At 44.0% G+C, this 17,518-nt stretch carries 12 protein-coding genes, 8 tRNA genes and 3 rRNA genes; 21 read left to right on the top strand and 2 right to left on the bottom strand.

The genetic code is table 11. The annotated features are described in order from the left end of the window. The first annotated feature begins 139 nt into the window (after positions 1–139). Positions 140–1,456: a hemolysin family protein gene (locus K401_RS0108950; protein WP_024292628.1), complete on the top strand. Its 1,317-nt coding sequence runs from the start codon at positions 140–142 to the stop codon at positions 1,454–1,456. A gap of 184 nt (positions 1,457–1,640) precedes the next feature. Here K401_RS0108950 and K401_RS0108945 read toward each other — a convergent pair whose 3' ends face one another. Then, positions 1,641–3,560 (bottom strand): BglG family transcription antiterminator, encoded by a 1,920-nt coding sequence (locus K401_RS0108945; protein WP_024292627.1) that lies wholly within the window; start codon positions 3,558–3,560, stop codon positions 1,641–1,643. A gap of 155 nt (positions 3,561–3,715) precedes the next feature. Between K401_RS0108945 and K401_RS0108940 the strand changes: the two genes are divergently transcribed. The 20 genes from K401_RS0108940 (at position 3,716) to K401_RS0108840 (ending at position 17,144) form a co-directional block, all read left to right on the top strand. Then, the gene (locus K401_RS0108940) at positions 3,716–4,021 is read left to right on the top strand and encodes a PTS sugar transporter subunit IIB (protein WP_027352510.1); all 306 of its coding nucleotides are present in this window, start codon (positions 3,716–3,718) and stop codon (positions 4,019–4,021) included. A 25-nt stretch (positions 4,022–4,046) separates the two neighbouring features. Further along, complete coding sequence (locus tag K401_RS0108935; RefSeq protein ID WP_024292625.1) at positions 4,047–5,306, top strand: PTS sugar transporter subunit IIC; 1,260 nt, start codon at positions 4,047–4,049, stop codon at positions 5,304–5,306. Positions 5,307–5,328: 22 nt separating this feature from the next. Beyond that, positions 5,329–5,670 (top strand): PTS lactose/cellobiose transporter subunit IIA, encoded by a 342-nt coding sequence (locus K401_RS0108930; RefSeq protein ID WP_024292624.1) that lies wholly within the window; start codon positions 5,329–5,331, stop codon positions 5,668–5,670. Positions 5,671–5,702: 32 nt separating this feature from the next. Beyond that, positions 5,703–7,139: a glycoside hydrolase family 1 protein gene (locus tag K401_RS0108925; RefSeq protein ID WP_024292623.1), complete on the top strand. Its 1,437-nt coding sequence runs from the start codon at positions 5,703–5,705 to the stop codon at positions 7,137–7,139. A 13-nt stretch (positions 7,140–7,152) separates the two neighbouring features. Continuing rightward, entirely contained in the window at positions 7,153–7,425 is a 273-nt protein-coding gene (locus tag K401_RS0108920) for an HPr family phosphocarrier protein (RefSeq protein WP_024292622.1), read from the top strand. Between the two features lie 193 nt (positions 7,426–7,618). Then, complete coding sequence (locus K401_RS0108915) at positions 7,619–8,068, top strand: RrF2 family transcriptional regulator (RefSeq protein ID WP_024292621.1); 450 nt, start codon at positions 7,619–7,621, stop codon at positions 8,066–8,068. A 97-nt stretch (positions 8,069–8,165) separates the two neighbouring features. Then, positions 8,166–9,008: a fumarate hydratase gene (locus K401_RS0108910; RefSeq protein ID WP_034620266.1), complete on the top strand. Its 843-nt coding sequence runs from the start codon at positions 8,166–8,168 to the stop codon at positions 9,006–9,008. A 154-nt stretch (positions 9,009–9,162) separates the two neighbouring features. Then, on the top strand, positions 9,163–9,717 hold the full coding sequence (locus tag K401_RS0108905; RefSeq protein WP_024292619.1) for a Fe-S-containing hydro-lyase: 555 nt from the start codon (positions 9,163–9,165) through the stop codon (positions 9,715–9,717). Between the two features lie 5 nt (positions 9,718–9,722). After that, a complete protein-coding gene (locus K401_RS0108900; protein ID WP_024292618.1) occupies positions 9,723–10,436 on the top strand; it encodes a lysophospholipid acyltransferase family protein in 714 nt (237 codons plus the stop codon). A gap of 86 nt (positions 10,437–10,522) precedes the next feature. After that, a tRNA-Ser gene (locus K401_RS0108895) sits at positions 10,523–10,610 on the top strand. Between the two features lie 524 nt (positions 10,611–11,134). After that, positions 11,135–12,666: ribosomal RNA gene (locus K401_RS0108885) — 16S ribosomal RNA — on the top strand. A 100-nt stretch (positions 12,667–12,766) separates the two neighbouring features. Then, positions 12,767–12,884: ribosomal RNA gene (gene rrf / locus K401_RS0108880) — 5S ribosomal RNA — on the top strand. 576 nt (positions 12,885–13,460) lie between these two features. Further along, positions 13,461–16,353: ribosomal RNA gene (locus K401_RS0108875) — 23S ribosomal RNA — on the top strand. Together the 16S, 23S and 5S rRNA genes with 7 tRNA genes alongside form the textbook arrangement of a ribosomal RNA operon. A gap of 93 nt (positions 16,354–16,446) precedes the next feature. Next, a tRNA-Asp gene (locus K401_RS0108870) sits at positions 16,447–16,520 on the top strand. 22 nt (positions 16,521–16,542) lie between these two features. Next, positions 16,543–16,615 (top strand) — tRNA-Val (locus K401_RS0108865). A 36-nt stretch (positions 16,616–16,651) separates the two neighbouring features. After that, positions 16,652–16,724, top strand: a tRNA-Thr gene (locus K401_RS0108860). Between the two features lie 21 nt (positions 16,725–16,745). Next, positions 16,746–16,827, top strand: a tRNA-Tyr gene (locus K401_RS0108855). A 46-nt stretch (positions 16,828–16,873) separates the two neighbouring features. Beyond that, a tRNA-Met gene (locus K401_RS0108850) sits at positions 16,874–16,947 on the top strand. Positions 16,948–16,995: 48 nt separating this feature from the next. Then, positions 16,996–17,068 (top strand) — tRNA-Phe (locus K401_RS0108845). 3 nt (positions 17,069–17,071) lie between these two features. Beyond that, positions 17,072–17,144: transfer RNA gene (locus K401_RS0108840), tRNA-Lys, on the top strand. A gap of 100 nt (positions 17,145–17,244) precedes the next feature. On the opposite strand, the gene K401_RS0108835 is transcribed toward K401_RS0108840, so the two are convergent. Further along, on the bottom strand, positions 17,245–17,475 hold the full coding sequence (locus K401_RS0108835; protein ID WP_024292617.1) for a hypothetical protein: 231 nt from the start codon (positions 17,473–17,475) through the stop codon (positions 17,245–17,247). Positions 17,476–17,518: the final 43 nt, after the last annotated feature.

The following is a 17,518-nucleotide window of genomic DNA, read 5'->3' as shown; positions in this document are numbered from 1 at the left end:
TTAACCATCAATAATCAGCAGTAAAAGACTTTGAATGCAGCAATATTAACTTTACTGCGGTCAAAGTCTTTTATTTATTGAAATTTAGCAGGAAAACCTGCATGGACAAATATGTCCTAAAAAAAGGAGGAATACCAGCTTGGACAGTGACCCAGGCGCGGCGCAGATAGCCGCACAGATTTTATTATTAATTGCTTTAACCTTAATGAATGCGTTTTTTGCAGGAGCGGAAATGGCTGTTGTATCAGTCAACAAAAACAGGATCCGGATGCTGGCTGATAACGGAAATAAGAAGGCAGCTCTGATTCAAAAGCTTTCAGAGGACTCCACCGGTTTCCTTTCAACCATCCAGGTAGCCATAACCTTTGCCGGTTTCTTCTCCAGTGCATCGGCTGCAACAGGAATTTCACAAATACTGGGAGACAAAATGCAGGTCTTAGGCGTTCCCTACAGCCGGAGCATCTCCATGGTAATAGTGACCATTATTCTGTCTTACTTTAACCTGGTATTGGGAGAACTGGTTCCCAAACGGATTGCATTGCAAAAGGCAGAACGGTTCAGCTTGTTTGCCGTACGCCCCATTTATATGGTATCAAAAGTCATGGCGCCGTTCATTAGGCTTCTTTCCATGTCAACCAATGGAATTTTAAAGCTTCTTGGAATGAAGACGGAAAATTTAGAAGAAGAAGTGTCTGAGGAAGAAATCCGTTCCATGCTCCAGACAGGGCGGGAAAGCGGTGTGTTCAACAAGATCGAAGAGGATATGATCACTTCTATTTTTCTCTTTGACGATAAAAGGGCCAGAGAAATCATGACCCCCAGACAGGATATGGTGGCAGTTGATATCAAAACTCCCATGGAGCTTTTCATTAATGAGATATTTGACAGCCGTCATTCCAGGATTCCGGTTTATGAAGAAGAAATTGATAATATTATCGGTATTTTATCCATAAAGGACTTTATCATTGAATTGAATAGGAATGAGTGGGCGGATATTGATATCCGTACCATTATGCAGAAACCTTATTTTATCCCGGAAAATAAAAAGACAGATGACTTATTTCTGGATATGAAGAATGGTAAGATCAGAATGGCCATCCTGGTGGATGAATACGGTGGAGTATCCGGTCTTATCACCATGGAAGATTTGATTAAAGAAATTGTGGGAGATATTCCGGAAGAGTATGAAGATGAAGAGCCGGAGCTGGTCGAAGTAGAACCTAACGTTTATAAAGCAGCAGGAAGTATTTCCTTGTATGATTTGGATGAGGTTCTTCATGAAGAAATTGAAAGCTCCTGTGATACGCTGTCAGGATATCTGATCGAAATACTTGGTTTTATCCCGAAGGAATCTCAGCTTCCATTGGAAATGGAGGATGATAAAAATCAATATTCCATATTGGAAATGGATGATAAGGTGATAAAGAGTGTGATTGTTCGTATAAAGGAAAAATAATTTATATCCAATATAAAAAGTTGTCCGGCTTTCAATACCCGGACAACTTTTTTAGTTCATCAAGTAACGAAGAGGAAGGTCCACCCGATGATGCGGGGGGCGCTGTGACCCTTGGTCATTGGGAATATCCGATTGACTTCATAGGGAATCAAAACCTTTAGGCATGAATACCCACAACGCTGTACTAAAAAGTTACTTCCAGGTTATCGGTCAGCATTTGAATGAATGTTTCATGATCTCTCACCTGAATCAGTTTTTTAATGAACTCCCGGTCCGTCAGCATCATGGTAAGCGGTTCAAAGATTTCATTGAAAATGTGACGGTCATTTTTGTTAAAGCACATCATAATGACAAGATAAACAGGCTTTCCATCCCATGAAACAGGCGAATCAGAAATCAGGATATTCAGTCCTGTTTTTTCCGCATGCATTTTCATTGCATGGGGAATTGCAAAATCGTGGAAAGCAGTGGAAGAAAGTTTTTCACGCACATAGATATCTTCCCGGAACGTCTCGTCTACATAACCCATCCGGTGCATTTTACGGGTCAGATATTCGATTGCTTCTTTCTCTGTTTTTAAATCATTTCTTCTTTCAAAGAATTCAGGTATGATCAGGGTTTCCAGATAATTTTTAAAGGTTGTTTTTTTCTTATTAATTCTCACGGATGTAATCTTATTTCTGATTACGGAAATATCCTTATCCGTAAAAAACATTCCGATATGGACAATATCCACGCCATAAAAGTCATGGAGCGGTACAGTTGACATAATAAAATCAAATTTAGGAACCTGTTCCAGACCATTCTCATCCGTTAAGATGTTGGTTATTAACATTTCACAGGAAAAATGATGGTTAATGGTATCTGTCAGACGTATATTCAAATCATAATAGTTAGGGCAGTATAAAACGGCAGTCACTTTTTTATTTAAACTTTTCTGGGCTTCCAGAGTGCTTCCTAAGTGAAAGGTGATATAGGCAATTTCATCGTCATTGATGATGATCCCCGTACGGTCTTTGATGATTCCGGACAAATATACGGAGACATCATAAATCAGAGGGCAGGAAGTTTTAATTTCTTCGGTTAAAGGATTTTTTGAAAATTGCTGATTTTTTGATCGTTGAAGCAGATTCCTGATATGAATGGCAAACCGAATCAGAAATTCAGGCTCTGTTAAATCAATATAATAATAAGCATTAACCGACCGGATCATTTCTTCTACCAGATCAAAGCATTCTTTCCCGATAAAGTCCACCAGATTTGCAGTGGTTATGCTTTTATAATCTATGGTGGTAGCCCTGGAAATCAGCAGCAGGGCAAGTTCATAGATCTCCGCTTTGCTGTAGGTAATATGAAAATGGTGTTCCAGCTGCTTTATGACCTGACTTGCCAACTCATATTCGTGATACCGTATCTGAGTCAGTTCCTGGACATCCTGAGTATTAATATTGTGATTTTTGATTCTGTCAATGGCTATGGTGATGTGGAGAACAATATTGATAAGGGAATAATCATTGACAAAATAATGGTATTGATCAAAAATATTCAGCAATGTGTTTTTGATATACTCAATTTCAATATCAGGAAACACATGTTGAATGGTTTTAAGGCTTACAAAGTTAATATTGGATTCATCGTATAAAATAGAGCTTAGCAAGCGGCGTTTATTTTTTTCCAGCCCTTCAATGGATAAATTATCCTTTTGATTGAGAAGTTTTAAATCAAACTGACTCAGCTTCCTTTTTACTGCTCCCAGCTCATTCTTTAAAGTGGAGTAGCTGATGTATATGGTATCGCATAGATCGTATGCGTGAATGCCGGCTTCCTGTTTGATCAGAAGATTGATAATATAAACCAGCCTTTCCTGAGAGGACTGGGGGATGTGGGTGCCGGAATCATTTAAGATTTTTCTTCCGGCCTCTGGGTCAATGGAATATCCCTTTCTGGAAGAACGGATTGTCTGAGGATCGTGGATGTTGATCTCAGAAATATAACTTTTTATACTACGTTCCGATACCCCCATTTCAGCAGCTAAAGCAGAAGCTGTCATTTCGTTTGTGTGCATCAGCAGAATGCGTATTAATTTCAGTAATTTTGTCCCCATAGTAAAACCCTCCTTCTGTCTATTATAGGAGTATGGAAAGAATTTTTCCACCAGAGATTTGCACAGGAAGCGTGCAAATCTCTGGTGGAATTTTAAGATAAAAAAAGTCATAATGAGTGCATCAACTATTATGCAGATTAAGGAGGATTTTATTTATGTTAAAGGTTTTGCTGGTTTGCGGATCCGGTGCAAGTTCCGGGTTTATGGCGGCTAATATAAGAAAGGCAGCAACTGCAAAAAAAGTAGAGGTCAGTATAACAGCCAGAGGGGAAAGTGAGATTGAAAACTATATTGATGAAATCGATGCCCTTATGGTAGGACCTCACCTGGCCTATATTCTGGATGAAATTGAGGAATATACAGGCGGAAAGGATGTGAAAGTCATTTTAATGAAGCCGGAATACTACTCAACATTAAATGGAGAGATGGCATTGGAGCATTTATTAAGTGAAATGAGCTGAGTGAATAAGGAGGAGGAGGAGAAAGATGAAACAGTTAATTCATTGGTTAGAACACAGTTTTGCACCGAAAATGAACAAAATTAATAACAATGTCTGGGTTACCACCTTAAAAGATTCCATTATGCAGGTGCTTCCGTTTATTTTGTTAGGATCAATCTTTTGCTTTTTAACTGTTCCGGGGGATGTGTTTGGCTGGCAATGGTGGCCCAATTTCTGGACTCCCTTTGGCTGGACAATGGGATTGTTATCATTATTTGTTGCATTTTTAATACCATTTAACTTAATGGAAAAAAAGCGTCTGCGCAAACAAAGAATCATTGCAGCACTTTCCGGCGTGGTAGCATTTTTGATTATTATTTCTCCTCAGGTGATTAAGGATGGTGTCCCTGGGTTTGGGCATGCGTCTTTAGGGGCCGGAGGGATGTTCGTAGCGATTACCGCAGGTGTTTTTTCAGGTTTGATCATGGGTCTATTCGGAAAGTTCTCATTCTTTAAAGAGACTTCTGTAATCCCTGACTTTGTAAGAGCCTGGTTTGATTCCATGCTGCCGGCAGGGATCATTGTTTGTTCCCTCTGGGTTTTGGTGGATTTACTTGGGATCGATATCTATAATATTGTGCTGTCATTGTTTATGCCGATTTCCAATGTTATGCAGACTCCCTGGGGATTTGCCCTTTCTCTTTTACTTGTTTGCTTTTTATATTCCCTGGGGATTTCAAGCTGGGTTCTCACACCGGTTTATAAACCGGCCATGCTTATGGCTATTACTGCAAATGTGAGCATGGCAGCCGCCGGAACAGCTACTCACGAAACATTGAACCTGGTTACTGATCCTACCGTATACTCTGCATATATCTGGATCGGCGGAATCGGATGTACCTTGCCCCTGGTCATTATGCTTATATTTGCAAAAAGCAATAAATTGAGAGCATTAGGGCGTGCCAGCTTTGTACCTGCAGTTTTTAATATCAATGAGCCGGTTGTGTTCGGATGCATCGCATGGAATCCCATTATGATGATCCCTATGTGGCTGATGGGAATCATCCTTCCCACAGTAGTCTGGATTTTTACAAAGGTCATTCCATTTGCACCTATTCCCACCAGGGTTTTTGATATGTGGTATTGTCCTTTCCCCATTTCAACATGGCTGACAACGGGAAGCATCAAAGGCATTATTTTAATGGCTGTTTGTGCATTGCTTTCAACCGTAATCTGGTATCCATTTTTCCGTATATATGACAGCCAGGAGGCTGAGGCAGAGAGAAAAGCTGAAGAAAAGAAATAGAGTGATCAGAAGGGTGATAAAAATGGATGAAAAAACATTAGAATCTGCAATGAGCATTATTATGAATGCGGGAGATGCACGCTTACTGTGCAAAGAAGCATTGACAGCCATTGCCGATCAGGATTTTATTTTGGCCAACGAAAAAATGAAAGAAGCGCAGAAAAAAATTACAGAGGCCCACCGGATCCAGACGGATGCCATTCAGGGAGAAACCAGAGGAGAAAAAGCGGAGTATTCATTGATTTTCGCCCATGCACAGGATACCCTGATGACCATATACAGTGAAATCAATATTGCAAAACAAATGATCAAAATCTTTGAAAATTGGGAAAAACGTTTGAAACGCCTGGAAGATCAGGAATAGACCGGTAATATCAGGAAGGAAAGGAGAACATCATGAGAAAAGTACCAAAAGGTTTTCCATCGGATTTCATGTGGGGAGGCGCTGTGGCGGCAAATCAGCTGGAGGGGGCTTATGACCTGGATGGCAAGGGGCTTTGCCTTGCAGATATTAATGAATTTCAAAAGGATCTGCCCATTGAAAAGCGTTCCAATGGGGAAGTGACCAGAGCATATATAGAAGAGGCCCTGCAAAGCAGTGATAAAAATTTCCCAAAAAGGAGAGGCATTGATTTTTACCATACCTATCCTGAAGATTTAAAGCTGCTGGCTGAGCTGGGACTGAAAACATTCAGAACTTCCATTAACTGGGCCAGAATTTATCCAAATGGTGATGACGCACAGCCAAATGAGAAAGGGCTTGAATTTTATGATAAATTATTTGATGAGATCATTAAAAACGGCATGGAGCCTATGATCACCATTTCCCATTATGAGATGCCGCTTCATCTGACCACTTCATACAAAGGCTGGTATTCCAGGGAGACCATTGATTTTTTCGTAAACTATTGCAAAACAGTATTTGACCGGTATGCTGGTAAGGTAAAGTACTGGATCATTGTGAATCAAATCAATTTGATCGGTCATGAATCATTTAACCACCTTGGAATCGCAGAAGATGTGGTTGACGATCTGCGCTCTGCAAAATATCAGGCAGTTCATCATGAGATGGTGGCATGTGCCAGGGCAACAAAATACGCTCACGAAAAATATCCTGAAATGCAGATCGGCATGATGCTGTGCGGAGGGCCGGAATACCCGGCCACATGTAAACCAGAGGATGTTTTGGCAGCATTAAAGCACAATCAAATGGAGTATTTCTTTGCCGACGTATTGCTTAGGGGATATTATCCCGGTTATGCATTCCGATTTTTTGAGGACTGGAATATTGATATTACCTTTGAAGACGATGATGAAGAGGATTTAAAAAATACCGCAGACTTTTTCTCATTTTCTTATTACTACACCCAGATATGTTCCAAGGAAAGCTATGACAAAGGGAATGAGGCATACAGGAACAAAGAACTGCCGGCAAATCCCTGGGGCTGGAGCATTGATCCCATTGGGCTGAGGATTTTGTTGAATGAATTTTATGACAGATATCAGAAACCTGTTTATATAACTGAAAACGGAGTTGGCTATTATGATGAGGTAGAAAATGGCGAAATCCATGATTCCTACAGAGTGGAATATCTCCGGGCACATATTGAGCAGATGAAGGAAGCCATTGGTGACGGGGTGGATCTAAGAGGTTATTATGCATGGGGACCCATTGATATTGTTTCCTGCTCTTCCTGTGAAATGAGTAAACGTTATGGTTTTATTTATGTAGATTATGACGACTATGGAAATGGAACAGGCAAAAGGATCAAGAAGGACAGTTATGCATGGATGAAAAAAGTGATTGCATCGGGCGGTGAGGATCTGGATTAACAGGAGGTGCTTTGTGAAGCAGTTTGAATTTGTAGTTCAGGATGCAATGGGGATACATGCCAGGTCAGCAGGAGACATGGCTGCGGCAGCCAAACAGTTTACATCCCTTATAAAATTAAAAAAAGAAGAGAAGGAAGCCGATTTAAAAGATCCCCTTGCTATTATGAGATTGGCAATCAAGCAGGAAGAGCGGGTGATAATATCAGCAGCAGGGGAGGATGAAAACCAGGCAATCCAGCAGTTAAAGGATTTAATAGAAAAAATTGGATTAAATAAAAGCCGCTGAATTCCACGAAGTAAATGAAGTCCGCTTGACAATGATCCGGCAAATTGATAAAATATAAACTGAAACTATATCAATTACAGATCAAGGATGTTCGATTTGCCAGGCGGCTCATCGAACGGTTGATTTTCTGAGTCCGGTCAGCACTGTGTTTGGCTTCACGAAGAAGATCATGCCTATGAAATAGGGGATTCGTATGACAAGTGAGTTTGCAGTAGCGGTTCATGGAGTAGTTTATTTAAACCAGAGGAAAGCCACCATTTCCAGTGAAGAACTGGCTTCCAATGTATGCACCAATCCCGCCCGGGTTAGAAAAGTGATGGCAAAATTAAAAAAGGCCGGAATTATTACAACAAAGGAAGGGCTGGAGGGCGGCTATCATTTTGCAAAAGATTCCTCTGAAGTAAATTTAAGAAGCATTTGTGATGCTTTGGATGTTACCTTTGTATCTTCTTCCTGGAAATCCGGAAATGTAGATACTCCCTGTATGGTTGCTTCGGGAATGTCAGGGATCATGGATGAAATCTATGGAGATTTAGATGAGCTTTGCAGAAAAAGAATGGAAGAGCTTACGATAAAAGATATTCAGGAAAAATTGATCCGGAATCGTCTTGGTTCTGAAAATAAGGCAGGGAATGATAAATAAGACATCCCCTGCCTTATTTTATGTTTGAACTTGATTTCATAATGAGAATCATTTATGATGAAATAAAATAAAGGGGTTTGTTTATCTGGAGGAATATATGATCAGAACGGTTAATATTGAAGAAGTAACGAAGAACATAAAGGAAATGTGTATAGAAGCCAATCATGTGCTTTCAGATGATATGGAAAGCGTATTTCTTAAGGCAGTGGACAAAGAAAACTCCGCTCTTGGCAGACAGGTGCTTTGCCAGTTGAAGGAAAATTTGAAAATTGCCAGAGAAGATATGATTCCCATCTGCCAGGATACAGGGATGGCCGTCATTTTTATGAAAATAGGGCAGGATGTGCATATAGAAGGCGGAAATCTCACAGATGCAGTCAACCAGGGTGTAAGAAAAGGGTATGAAGAAGGATATTTAAGAAAATCAGTGGTGGAGCCGGTGGAGCGGGTGAATACAAAGGATAATACTCCTGCGGTCATTCATTATGAAATTGTGAGCGGAGATAAAATTGATATCACAGTTGCCCCTAAGGGGTTTGGAAGTGAAAATATGAGCCGCATTTTCATGTTAAAGCCTGCAGATGGGCTGGAAGGGATTAAGGAAGCTATTTTGACTTCCGTTAAAGAAGCCGGCCCCAATGCCTGCCCTCCCATGGTCATAGGAGTGGGAATCGGCGGAACCTTTGAAAAATGCGCCCAGATGGCAAAGCACGCCTTGACCAGAGATCTTGAGGAAAAGCCTTTGGTACCTTATGTAAAGGAACTGGAAAAGGAAATGCTGGAGAAGATAAACAAGCTGGGAATCGGGCCAGGAGGCTTGGGAGGAAGTATAACCGCTTTAGCTGTAAATATTGAAACCTATCCGACTCATATCGCAGGGCTTCCGGTAGCCGTCAATATTTGCTGTCATGTGAACAGACATGCCCACCGCATCATATAATCATTGCAGCAAAGGTTAAAAAACATTTTTTAACCTTGGGACAGTGAACAACGTGTATTGTTTTACCGGGCACAGTGCGCCCCGCCTGATCGGGCGTCAATTGGATACGCAGGCATATCCGATTGATTCATAAATACGCAAAATGGAGGAGACCATGGATTATCATATAAAAGCACCCATAGAAAAAAAGGATGCCCAGTGTTTAAAGGCAGGGGATTACGTTTATCTTACAGGAACCATTTATACGGCCAGGGATGCCGCTCACAAACGGATGAAGGAAGCTTTGGACAGAAATGAGCCGCTTCCCTTTGACATAAAAGGAAATATGATTTATTATATGGGGCCGTCACCTGCAAGAGAAGGACGTCCCATAGGTTCTGCCGGACCGACAACCGCCAGCCGCATGGATAAATATACGCCCCAGCTTCTTGATATGGGTATGGGCGGCATGATCGGAAAAGGAAAGCGAAGCAAAGATGTGATAGAAGCCATGGTAAGAAACGGAGCCGTTTATTTTGCCGCGGTGGGAGGAGCCGGCGCCCTTCTTTCCAAATGCATCGTCTCATCGGAGGTAATTGCTTATGAAGATCTTGGAACCGAGGCCATCAGACGTCTGGAGGTGAAGGACTTTCCTGTTATTGTAGTAATTGATTGTAAGGGGAATGATTTGTATGAAACGGCTATTAGAAATTACAGAGAGGAATCATAAAAACTATGAACCGTATTTTCTATATAATAGTCAAAAATCTTTTTCGCGTTCCTGTGTGGTTTTACCGTATCTGGAAGCTTGGCCTTCCGGAAGATTCTCATACAGATGAACAGCGTTATGATTATATCCGGAATGTTGTGAAAAAAGTAAATAAATCAGGGCGGGTGGAGATTTGCGTCCATGGGACCGAAAATCTTCCGTCTGAAAATGGGTTTATCCTTTTTCCAAACCATCAGGGCCTGTTCGATGTTCTTGCTCTGATGGATGCCTGTCCCAACCCATTCACGGTGGTGGTAAAGAAAGAAGCTTCCAATCTTATTCTTGTAAAGCAGGTAATAAAAGCCTTGAATGGATTTTCTATAGACCGCCAGGATATCAGGGCTTCCATGGAAATCATAGCAAAGATGGCGGAGGGTGTAAAAAACGGAAGGAATTATGTGATCTTCCCGGAGGGGACCCGTAGCCGTGAAGGAAATAAACTTCTGGCTTTTAAGGGAGGAACCTTTAAGAGTGCCATAAATGCCAAATGTCCCATTGTACCGGTTGCACTGATCGACAGTTTTAAACCCTTTGACGAGAAGTCTTCCAAGAAGCAGATCGTTCAGGTTTGCTTCTTAAAACCCCTTTATGCAGAGGATTATCAGAAGCTGAAAACCATGCAGATTGCAGAAATCGTACACGACAAAATACAGGAAGAAATAAATCGAAAAATAGGTTGACAAGTAGAAATATATCTTGTATAATTGTCAATGCGTCTGGAAAAGATTTTATTTGAAAGACCAATCATATGGAAATTATGAACTACGGAGAAATACTCAAGAGGCCGAAGAGGCGCCCCTGCTAAGGGTGTAGGTCGGGCAACCGGCGCGAGGGTTCAAATCCCTCTTTCTCCGCTCATTTCCAAATGATTATTTTTTACTCTTAGGCAGTGAAAAAAGTAGTTGACATGGAAATGAAGATGTGATACTATATACCAGCTGTCGAAAAGCAGTGAAAAATAAATAAAGAAAAGTGTTGACAAGACAGAAACGCTGTGATAGAATAAATGAGTTGCTGTTAAGACAAAAACAACACAAAGCACTTTGAAAACAGAAGATTGAACAGTATGTAAAACCCTGAAAATTCTAATAAAATAAGCCATTGTTTGATGGCTTTGAATGAGAAAATTCAGAACGAATACAAGTAATTGTATACGAACCAAACAACAAGTAAAACGGGAAAAAAATTAGCTAGTTAGTTGATTTTGACCCCGGATTGAACCGAATGGCAGGTCTAAGCGGTATGCTCATGAAGCTTTGCTTCATTCGCTACCATTTGCTTCGCAAATGTTCGTTGATTTCCCCTAAACCCCTTATGGAAGTAAACTTCCAACGGGCTTTTGTGCAAATCACCGACCGCTTTCAAAGACTATCTGCTTAAATTTGAGAGTTCGATCCTGGCTCAGGATGAACGCTGGCGGCGTGCTTAACACATGCAAGTCGAGCGAAGCGATTTAAATGAAGTTTTCGGATGGAATTTAAATTGACTGAGCGGCGGACGGGTGAGTAACGCGTGGGTAACCTGCCTCATACAGGGGGATAACAGTTGGAAACGACTGCTAATACCGCATAAGCACACAGTGCCGCATGGTACGGTGTGAAAAACTCCGGTGGTATGAGATGGACCCGCGTCTGATTAGGTAGTTGGTGAGGTAACGGCCCACCAAGCCGACGATCAGTAGCCGACCTGAGAGGGTGACCGGCCACATTGGGACTGAGACACGGCCCAAACTCCTACGGGAGGCAGCAGTGGGGAATATTGGACAATGGGGGAAACCCTGATCCAGCGACGCCGCGTGAGTGAAGAAGTGTTTCGGCATGTAAAGCTCTATCAGCAGGGAAGAAAATGACGGTACCTGACTAAGAAGCCCCGGCTAACTACGTGCCAGCAGCCGCGGTAATACGTAGGGGGCAAGCGTTATCCGGATTTACTGGGTGTAAAGGGAGCGTAGACGGCGATGCAAGTCTGGAGTGAAAGCCCGGGGCTCAACCCCGGGACTGCTTTGGAAACTGTGTTGCTGGAGTGCAGGAGAGGTAAGTGGAATTCCTAGTGTAGCGGTGAAATGCGTAGATATTAGGAGGAACACCAGTGGCGAAGGCGGCTTACTGGACTGTAACTGACGTTGAGGCTCGAAAGCGTGGGGAGCAAACAGGATTAGATACCCTGGTAGTCCACGCCGTAAACGATGAATACTAGGTGTTGGGGAGCAAAGCTCTTCGGTGCCGCCGCTAACGCAATAAGTATTCCACCTGGGGAGTACGTTCGCAAGAATGAAACTCAAAGGAATTGACGGGGACCCGCACAAGCGGTGGAGCATGTGGTTTAATTCGAAGCAACGCGAAGAACCTTACCAAGTCTTGACATCGGAATGACCGGTCCGTAACGGGGCCTTCCCTTCGGGGCATTCCAGACAGGTGGTGCATGGTTGTCGTCAGCTCGTGTCGTGAGATGTTGGGTTAAGTCCCGCAACGAGCGCAACCCTTATCCTTAGTAGCCAGCAAGTCAAGTTGGGCACTCTGGGGAGACTGCCAGGGATAACCTGGAGGAAGGTGGGGATGACGTCAAATCATCATGCCCCTTATGATTTGGGCTACACACGTGCTACAATGGCGTAAACAAAGGGAAGCAAAGGAGTGATCTGGAGCAAACCCCAAAAATAACGTCTCAGTTCGGATTGTAGTCTGCAACTCGACTACATGAAGCTGGAATCGCTAGTAATCGCGGATCAGAATGCCGCGGTGAATACGTTCCCGGGTCTTGTACACACCGCCCGTCACACCATGGGAGTTGGTAACGCCCGAAGTCAGTGACCCAACCGCAAGGAGGGAGCTGCCGAAGGCGGGACTGATAACTGGGGTGAAGTCGTAACAAGGTAGCCGTATCGGAAGGTGCGGCTGGATCACCTCCTTTCTAAGGAAGAAGAAGTAAGGGTTTTATATACTGTTGAGTCTTTGGTTTTCAAAAGAAGTAAAAAAGAATAATAAGGAAACACTAAGAAAGACGTAAAATTTCTGGTGCCGATGCGCTTAGGGGAGACACCCGTTCCCATCCCGAACACGATGGTTAAGACTTAAGCGGCCGATGGTACTATGCTGGAGACGGCATGGGAGAGCAGGTGGGTGCCAGATTCCTTTAAAAAAATCACTTGAAAGAGTGTTTTATATAGAACGGACACGTTCCAATGGGCGGAGGGAAAAGCGAAGCCTGTGTTAAAGAATGTGTTAACCTGATTCAGCAGGGCAGTGCTGTTTTATATAGCTGGTTTTTACCAGTGATCCGTGAGTTTGAGTTGATCAAGCTTTCGAATGACTGATAAACTTCAGTCACAGTGATGCGGTTACGAAGGTGCACTTCGAAAAGCTGACGCTTTTCTCAGTCACGGCGTTCCACGCCTATACAATCACATAAAAAACTGCTTATGAACACAAGTGTTCAACACAGTTTTCCATATGATTGTGCACGCTTCTGATTGCATCGCGCATGTACCTTGAAAACCACATATTGAAATATATCTAGATTAGTTTTTATATGTCAAAGTATAAAAACAAAATCAAGACATCCGAGGTGTTACATCTTATGATGTAACCAAACAAAACTCGTTAAAGTAACCGTGTAACGTACGGTGAAATAACAAACCTAAGACCAGAGATACAACGCTATGTATCTTAGATGAGTCACCCGCACCCGCAGGTGAACATCGAATTGGTTAAGCTAATAAGAGCGCAGGGTGGATGCCTTGGCACTAAGAGCCGATGAAAGACGTGATAAGCTGCGAAAAGCTTCGGGGAGGAGCAAATATCCTTTGATCCGGAGATATCTGAATGGGGAAACCCAGCTGAGCAAACCTCAGTTGTCGTATGGTGAATCCATAGCCATACGTCGGGAACCCGGGGAACTGAAACATCTAAGTACCCGGAGGAAAAGAAAGAAAACTCGATTTCCAAAGTAGCGGCGAGCGAAATGGAAAGAGCCTAAACCGGTATGCGTGCATACCGGGGTTATGGACTGCAATAAGTGAGACGATTTGTTACCAGAACGGTCCTGGAAAGACCGGCCATAGAAAGTGAAAGCCTTGTATGGGAAAGCAATAGTCAGCGAGCAGGATCCAAAGTACCACGAGACACGAGAAACCTTGTGGGAATTCGGGGGGACCACCCCCCAAGGCTAAATACTACTTAGTGACCGATAGCGCATAGTACTGTGAAGGAAAGGTGAAAAGGACCCCGGGAGGGGAGTGAAAGAGAACCTGAAACCCTGTGTTTACAAGCTGTGGAACCACATTTTAAGTGGAACCGCGTACTTTTTGTAGAACGGTCCGGCGAGTTACCGTTACTGGCAAGGTTAAGCACTTAAGGTGCGGAGCCGAAGGGAAACCAAGTCTTAATAGGGCGAATGAGTCAGTAAAGGTAGACCCGAAACCGGGTGATCTACCCATGTCCAGGTTGAAGTTTCCGTAAAAGGAAATGGAGGACCGAACGCACATCCGTTGAAAAGGGTGGCGATGAGGTGTGGGTAGGGGAGAAATTCCAATCGAACCCGGAGATAGCTGGTTCTCCTCGAAATAGCTTTAGGGCTAGCCTCGTATTAGTCTGCCGGAGGTAGAGCACTGAATTTCCTAGGGGGCGTCAAAGCTTACCAAAGAATATCAAACTCCGAATGCCGGTCAGATGATGTACGGGAGTCAGACTGCACGAGATAAGTTGGGCAGTCAAAAGGGAAAGAGCCCAGACCACCAGCTAAGGTCCCAAAGTGCGTGTTAAGTGGAAAAGGATGTGGGATTTCAGAGACAACTAGGATGTTGGCTTAGAAGCAGCCACACATTCAAAGAGTGCGTAATAGCTCACTAGTCGAGAGGTCCTGCGCCGAAAATGTCCGGGGCTAAAACACGACACCGAAGCTGTGGAATGTGTATTCATACACATTGGTAGAGGAGCATTCTTAACGCACAGAAGCATTACCGTAAGGAGATGTGGAGTGTTAAGAAGAGAGAATGCCGGAATGAGTAGCGAGATGGAGGTGAGAATCCTCCAGGCCGAATATCTAAGGTTTCCAGAGTAAAGCTGATCTGCTCTGGGTAAGTCGGGGCCTAAGGCGAGGTCGAAAGACGTAGTCGATGGACAACAGGTTGAAATTCCTGTACCGCATATCATCAGAACTGTGGGGACACAGAACCGAGGAAGAACCCGGGAATGAAAAGACCGGGGCAAGCATTTTACTGGCTGAGATGGAAAATCCGCTCAGCAACAGGAAGGTGTGACGCGTACCGAACACAAGTAGGGAAGTCTTCGTAGGGGCTGTCAAGAAAAGCCGCTATTGTGTGATATGTGCCCGTACCGTAAACCGACACAGGTGGATGAGGAGAGAATCCTAAGGCCGGCGGGAGAAGCATTGTTAAGGAACTCGGCAAAATGACCCCGTAACTTCGGGATAAGGGGTGCCTGAGAAATCAGGCCGCAGAGAATAGGCTCAAGCAACTGTTTAGCAAAAACACAGGTCTATGCAAAACCGAAAGGTGAGGTATATGGGCTGACGCCTGCCCGGTGCTGGAAGGTTACGAGGAGGGGTTAGCGGCAACGCGAAGCTCTGAATTTAAGCCCCAGTAAACGGCGGCCGTAACTATAACGGTCCTAAGGTAGCGAAATTCCTTGTCGGGTAAGTTCCGACCCGCACGAAAGGCGTAATGATTTGAGCGCTGTCTCGACAATGCACCCGGTGAAATTGAAGTACCAGTGAAGATGCTGGTTACCTGCGCCAGGACGGAAAGACCCCATGGAGCTTTACTCCAGCTTGATACTGGGATTCGGTACTGCATGTACAGGATAGGTGGGAGGCAGTGAAGATAGGACGCCAGTCTTATCAGAGCCGATGTTGGGATACCACCCTTGCGGTATTGGGTTTCTAACCTGCAGCCATGACCTGGCTGGGGGACAATGTCAGGCGGGGAGTTTGACTGGGGCGGTCGCCTCCGAAAGGGTATCGGAGGCGCTCAAAGGTTCCCTCAGAATGGACGGAAACCATTCGAAGAGTGCAAAGGCATAAGGGAGCTTGACTGCGACACCGACGGGTGGAGCAGGTAGGAAACTAGGACTTAGTGATCCGGTGGTATAAAGTGGGATTGCCATCGCTCAACGGATAAAAGCTACCCTGGGGATAACAGGCTTATCACTCCCAAGAGTTCACATCGACGGAGTGGTTTGGCACCTCGATGTCGGCTCATCGCATCCTGGGGCTGTAGTAGGTCCCAAGGGTTGGGCTGTTCGCCCATTAAAGCGGTACGCGAGCTGGGTTCAGAACGTCGTGAGACAGTTCGGTCCCTATCCGGCGTGGGCGTAGGATATTTGAGAGGAGCTGTCCTTAGTACGAGAGGACCGGGATGGACTGACCTCTGGTGTATCTGTTGGTGATCAACACCATGGCAGAGTAGCCAAGTCGGGAAGGGATAAACGCTGAAGGCATCTAAGCGTGAAGCCCCCCTCAAGATGAGATATCCCATCGCAAGAGTAAGACCCCTTGAAGACGACGAGGTAGATAGGGCAGAGGTGGAAGCATGGCAACATGTGTAGCTGACTGTCACTAATAGGTCGAGGGCTTAACCAGGTTGGTTTAGGTAAGAGGAAAAAAAACGGATGAAAATAGATATGTAACAATGTGTGGTTTTGAGGGTATATGCAATAGCCTTCAATAAGTTTTGGCCTGGTGGCTCAGTTGGTTAGAGCGCCGCCCTGTCACGGCGGAGGTCGTGGGTTCGAGTCCCATCCGGGTCGTTTAAAACTAAATTTTGATCATGGGATCTTAGCTCAGCTGGGAGAGCATCTGCCTTACAAGCAGAGGGTCATAGGTTCGAGCCCTATAGGTCCCATTCGGTATGCAAAGCAACACGCATGAGAAGATTTGTGCCGATGTGGCTCAATTGGCAGAGCAGCTGATTTGTAATCAGCAGGTTATCGGTTCGAGTCCGATCATCGGCTTGCATCACTTTAATAAAATATGGATGGGTTCCCGAGTGGCCAAAGGGGGCAGACTGTAAATCTGTTGCGACACGCTTCGATGGTTCGAATCCATCTCCATCCATTTGGTGATTAAAATCTTAATCACTGCATATAATATAATTAAATAACGCGGGGTGGAGCAGTCTGGAAGCTCGTCGGGCTCATAACCCGAAGGTCGCAGGTTCAAATCCTGCCCCCGCAATTTTTTTTGAGTAATTTTAGGAAAATGTGTACGAATGAAAGTACATAGGCCCAGATAGCTCAGTTGGTAGAGCAGAGGACTGAAAATCCTCGTGTCGCTGGTTCGATTCCGGCTTTGGGCATATGGGATACTAGCTCAGGTGGTAGAGCACTTGACTTTTAATCAAGTTGTCCGGGGTTCGAGTCCCCGGTGTCTCAGGACAAGCCTTGAAACAGAGATGTTTCAAGGCTTTTTGTTTTATAGAAAATTTTGCAGATATAGAGATTTATGAAGGTAGAGTTACTCATCAAAATGGGATCATTCATCAAATTCTACAATTACATAATAACCACGATCATTGTGCTTGATCTCTTTGACAATTCCATGATCGGATTTGATACGATCCCTTCCCATGTAGCAGCCGGACATGGCCACAGCAGGGTCTATGATATAGCTGTAGCTGCTGGTTCCTTCCCGTTCTATGATCTGAACGTCATCTCCGGCTTTTACCAGGCCAGGGCGTTCCATTTTAAATTCAATTAATCTCATGATAACCATCTCCTTTTTTCTTTCCGAAGTTATATTATAGCGC

Origin of the sequence: Lacrimispora indolis DSM 755 (assembly GCF_000526995.1) — a bacterium.
Lineage (GTDB): Bacteria > Bacillota > Clostridia > Lachnospirales > Lachnospiraceae > Lacrimispora > Lacrimispora indolis.
Note: the sequence above shows the minus strand (reverse complement) of the source record. Positions and strands in the feature narration are given on the sequence as shown.

What these genes read in the sequence shown, in the direction of transcription:
- K401_RS0108945 (WP_024292627.1), bottom strand. Translation starts at nt 3,560, where the DNA reads ATGGGGACAAAATTACTGAAATTAATACGCATTCTGCTGATGCACACA.
- K401_RS0108940 (WP_027352510.1), top strand. Translation starts at nt 3,716, where the DNA reads ATGTTAAAGGTTTTGCTGGTTTGCGGATCCGGTGCAAGTTCCGGGTTT.
- K401_RS0108935 (WP_024292625.1), top strand. Translation starts at nt 4,047, where the DNA reads ATGAAACAGTTAATTCATTGGTTAGAACACAGTTTTGCACCGAAAATG.
- K401_RS0108930 (WP_024292624.1), top strand. Translation starts at nt 5,329, where the DNA reads ATGGATGAAAAAACATTAGAATCTGCAATGAGCATTATTATGAATGCG.
- K401_RS0108925 (WP_024292623.1), top strand. Translation starts at nt 5,703, where the DNA reads ATGAGAAAAGTACCAAAAGGTTTTCCATCGGATTTCATGTGGGGAGGC.
- K401_RS0108915 (WP_024292621.1), top strand. Translation starts at nt 7,619, where the DNA reads ATGACAAGTGAGTTTGCAGTAGCGGTTCATGGAGTAGTTTATTTAAAC.
- K401_RS0108910 (WP_034620266.1), top strand. Translation starts at nt 8,166, where the DNA reads ATGATCAGAACGGTTAATATTGAAGAAGTAACGAAGAACATAAAGGAA.
- K401_RS0108905 (WP_024292619.1), top strand. Translation starts at nt 9,163, where the DNA reads ATGGATTATCATATAAAAGCACCCATAGAAAAAAAGGATGCCCAGTGT.
- K401_RS0108900 (WP_024292618.1), top strand. Translation starts at nt 9,723, where the DNA reads ATGAACCGTATTTTCTATATAATAGTCAAAAATCTTTTTCGCGTTCCT.
- K401_RS0108835 (WP_024292617.1), bottom strand. Translation starts at nt 17,475, where the DNA reads ATGAGATTAATTGAATTTAAAATGGAACGCCCTGGCCTGGTAAAAGCC.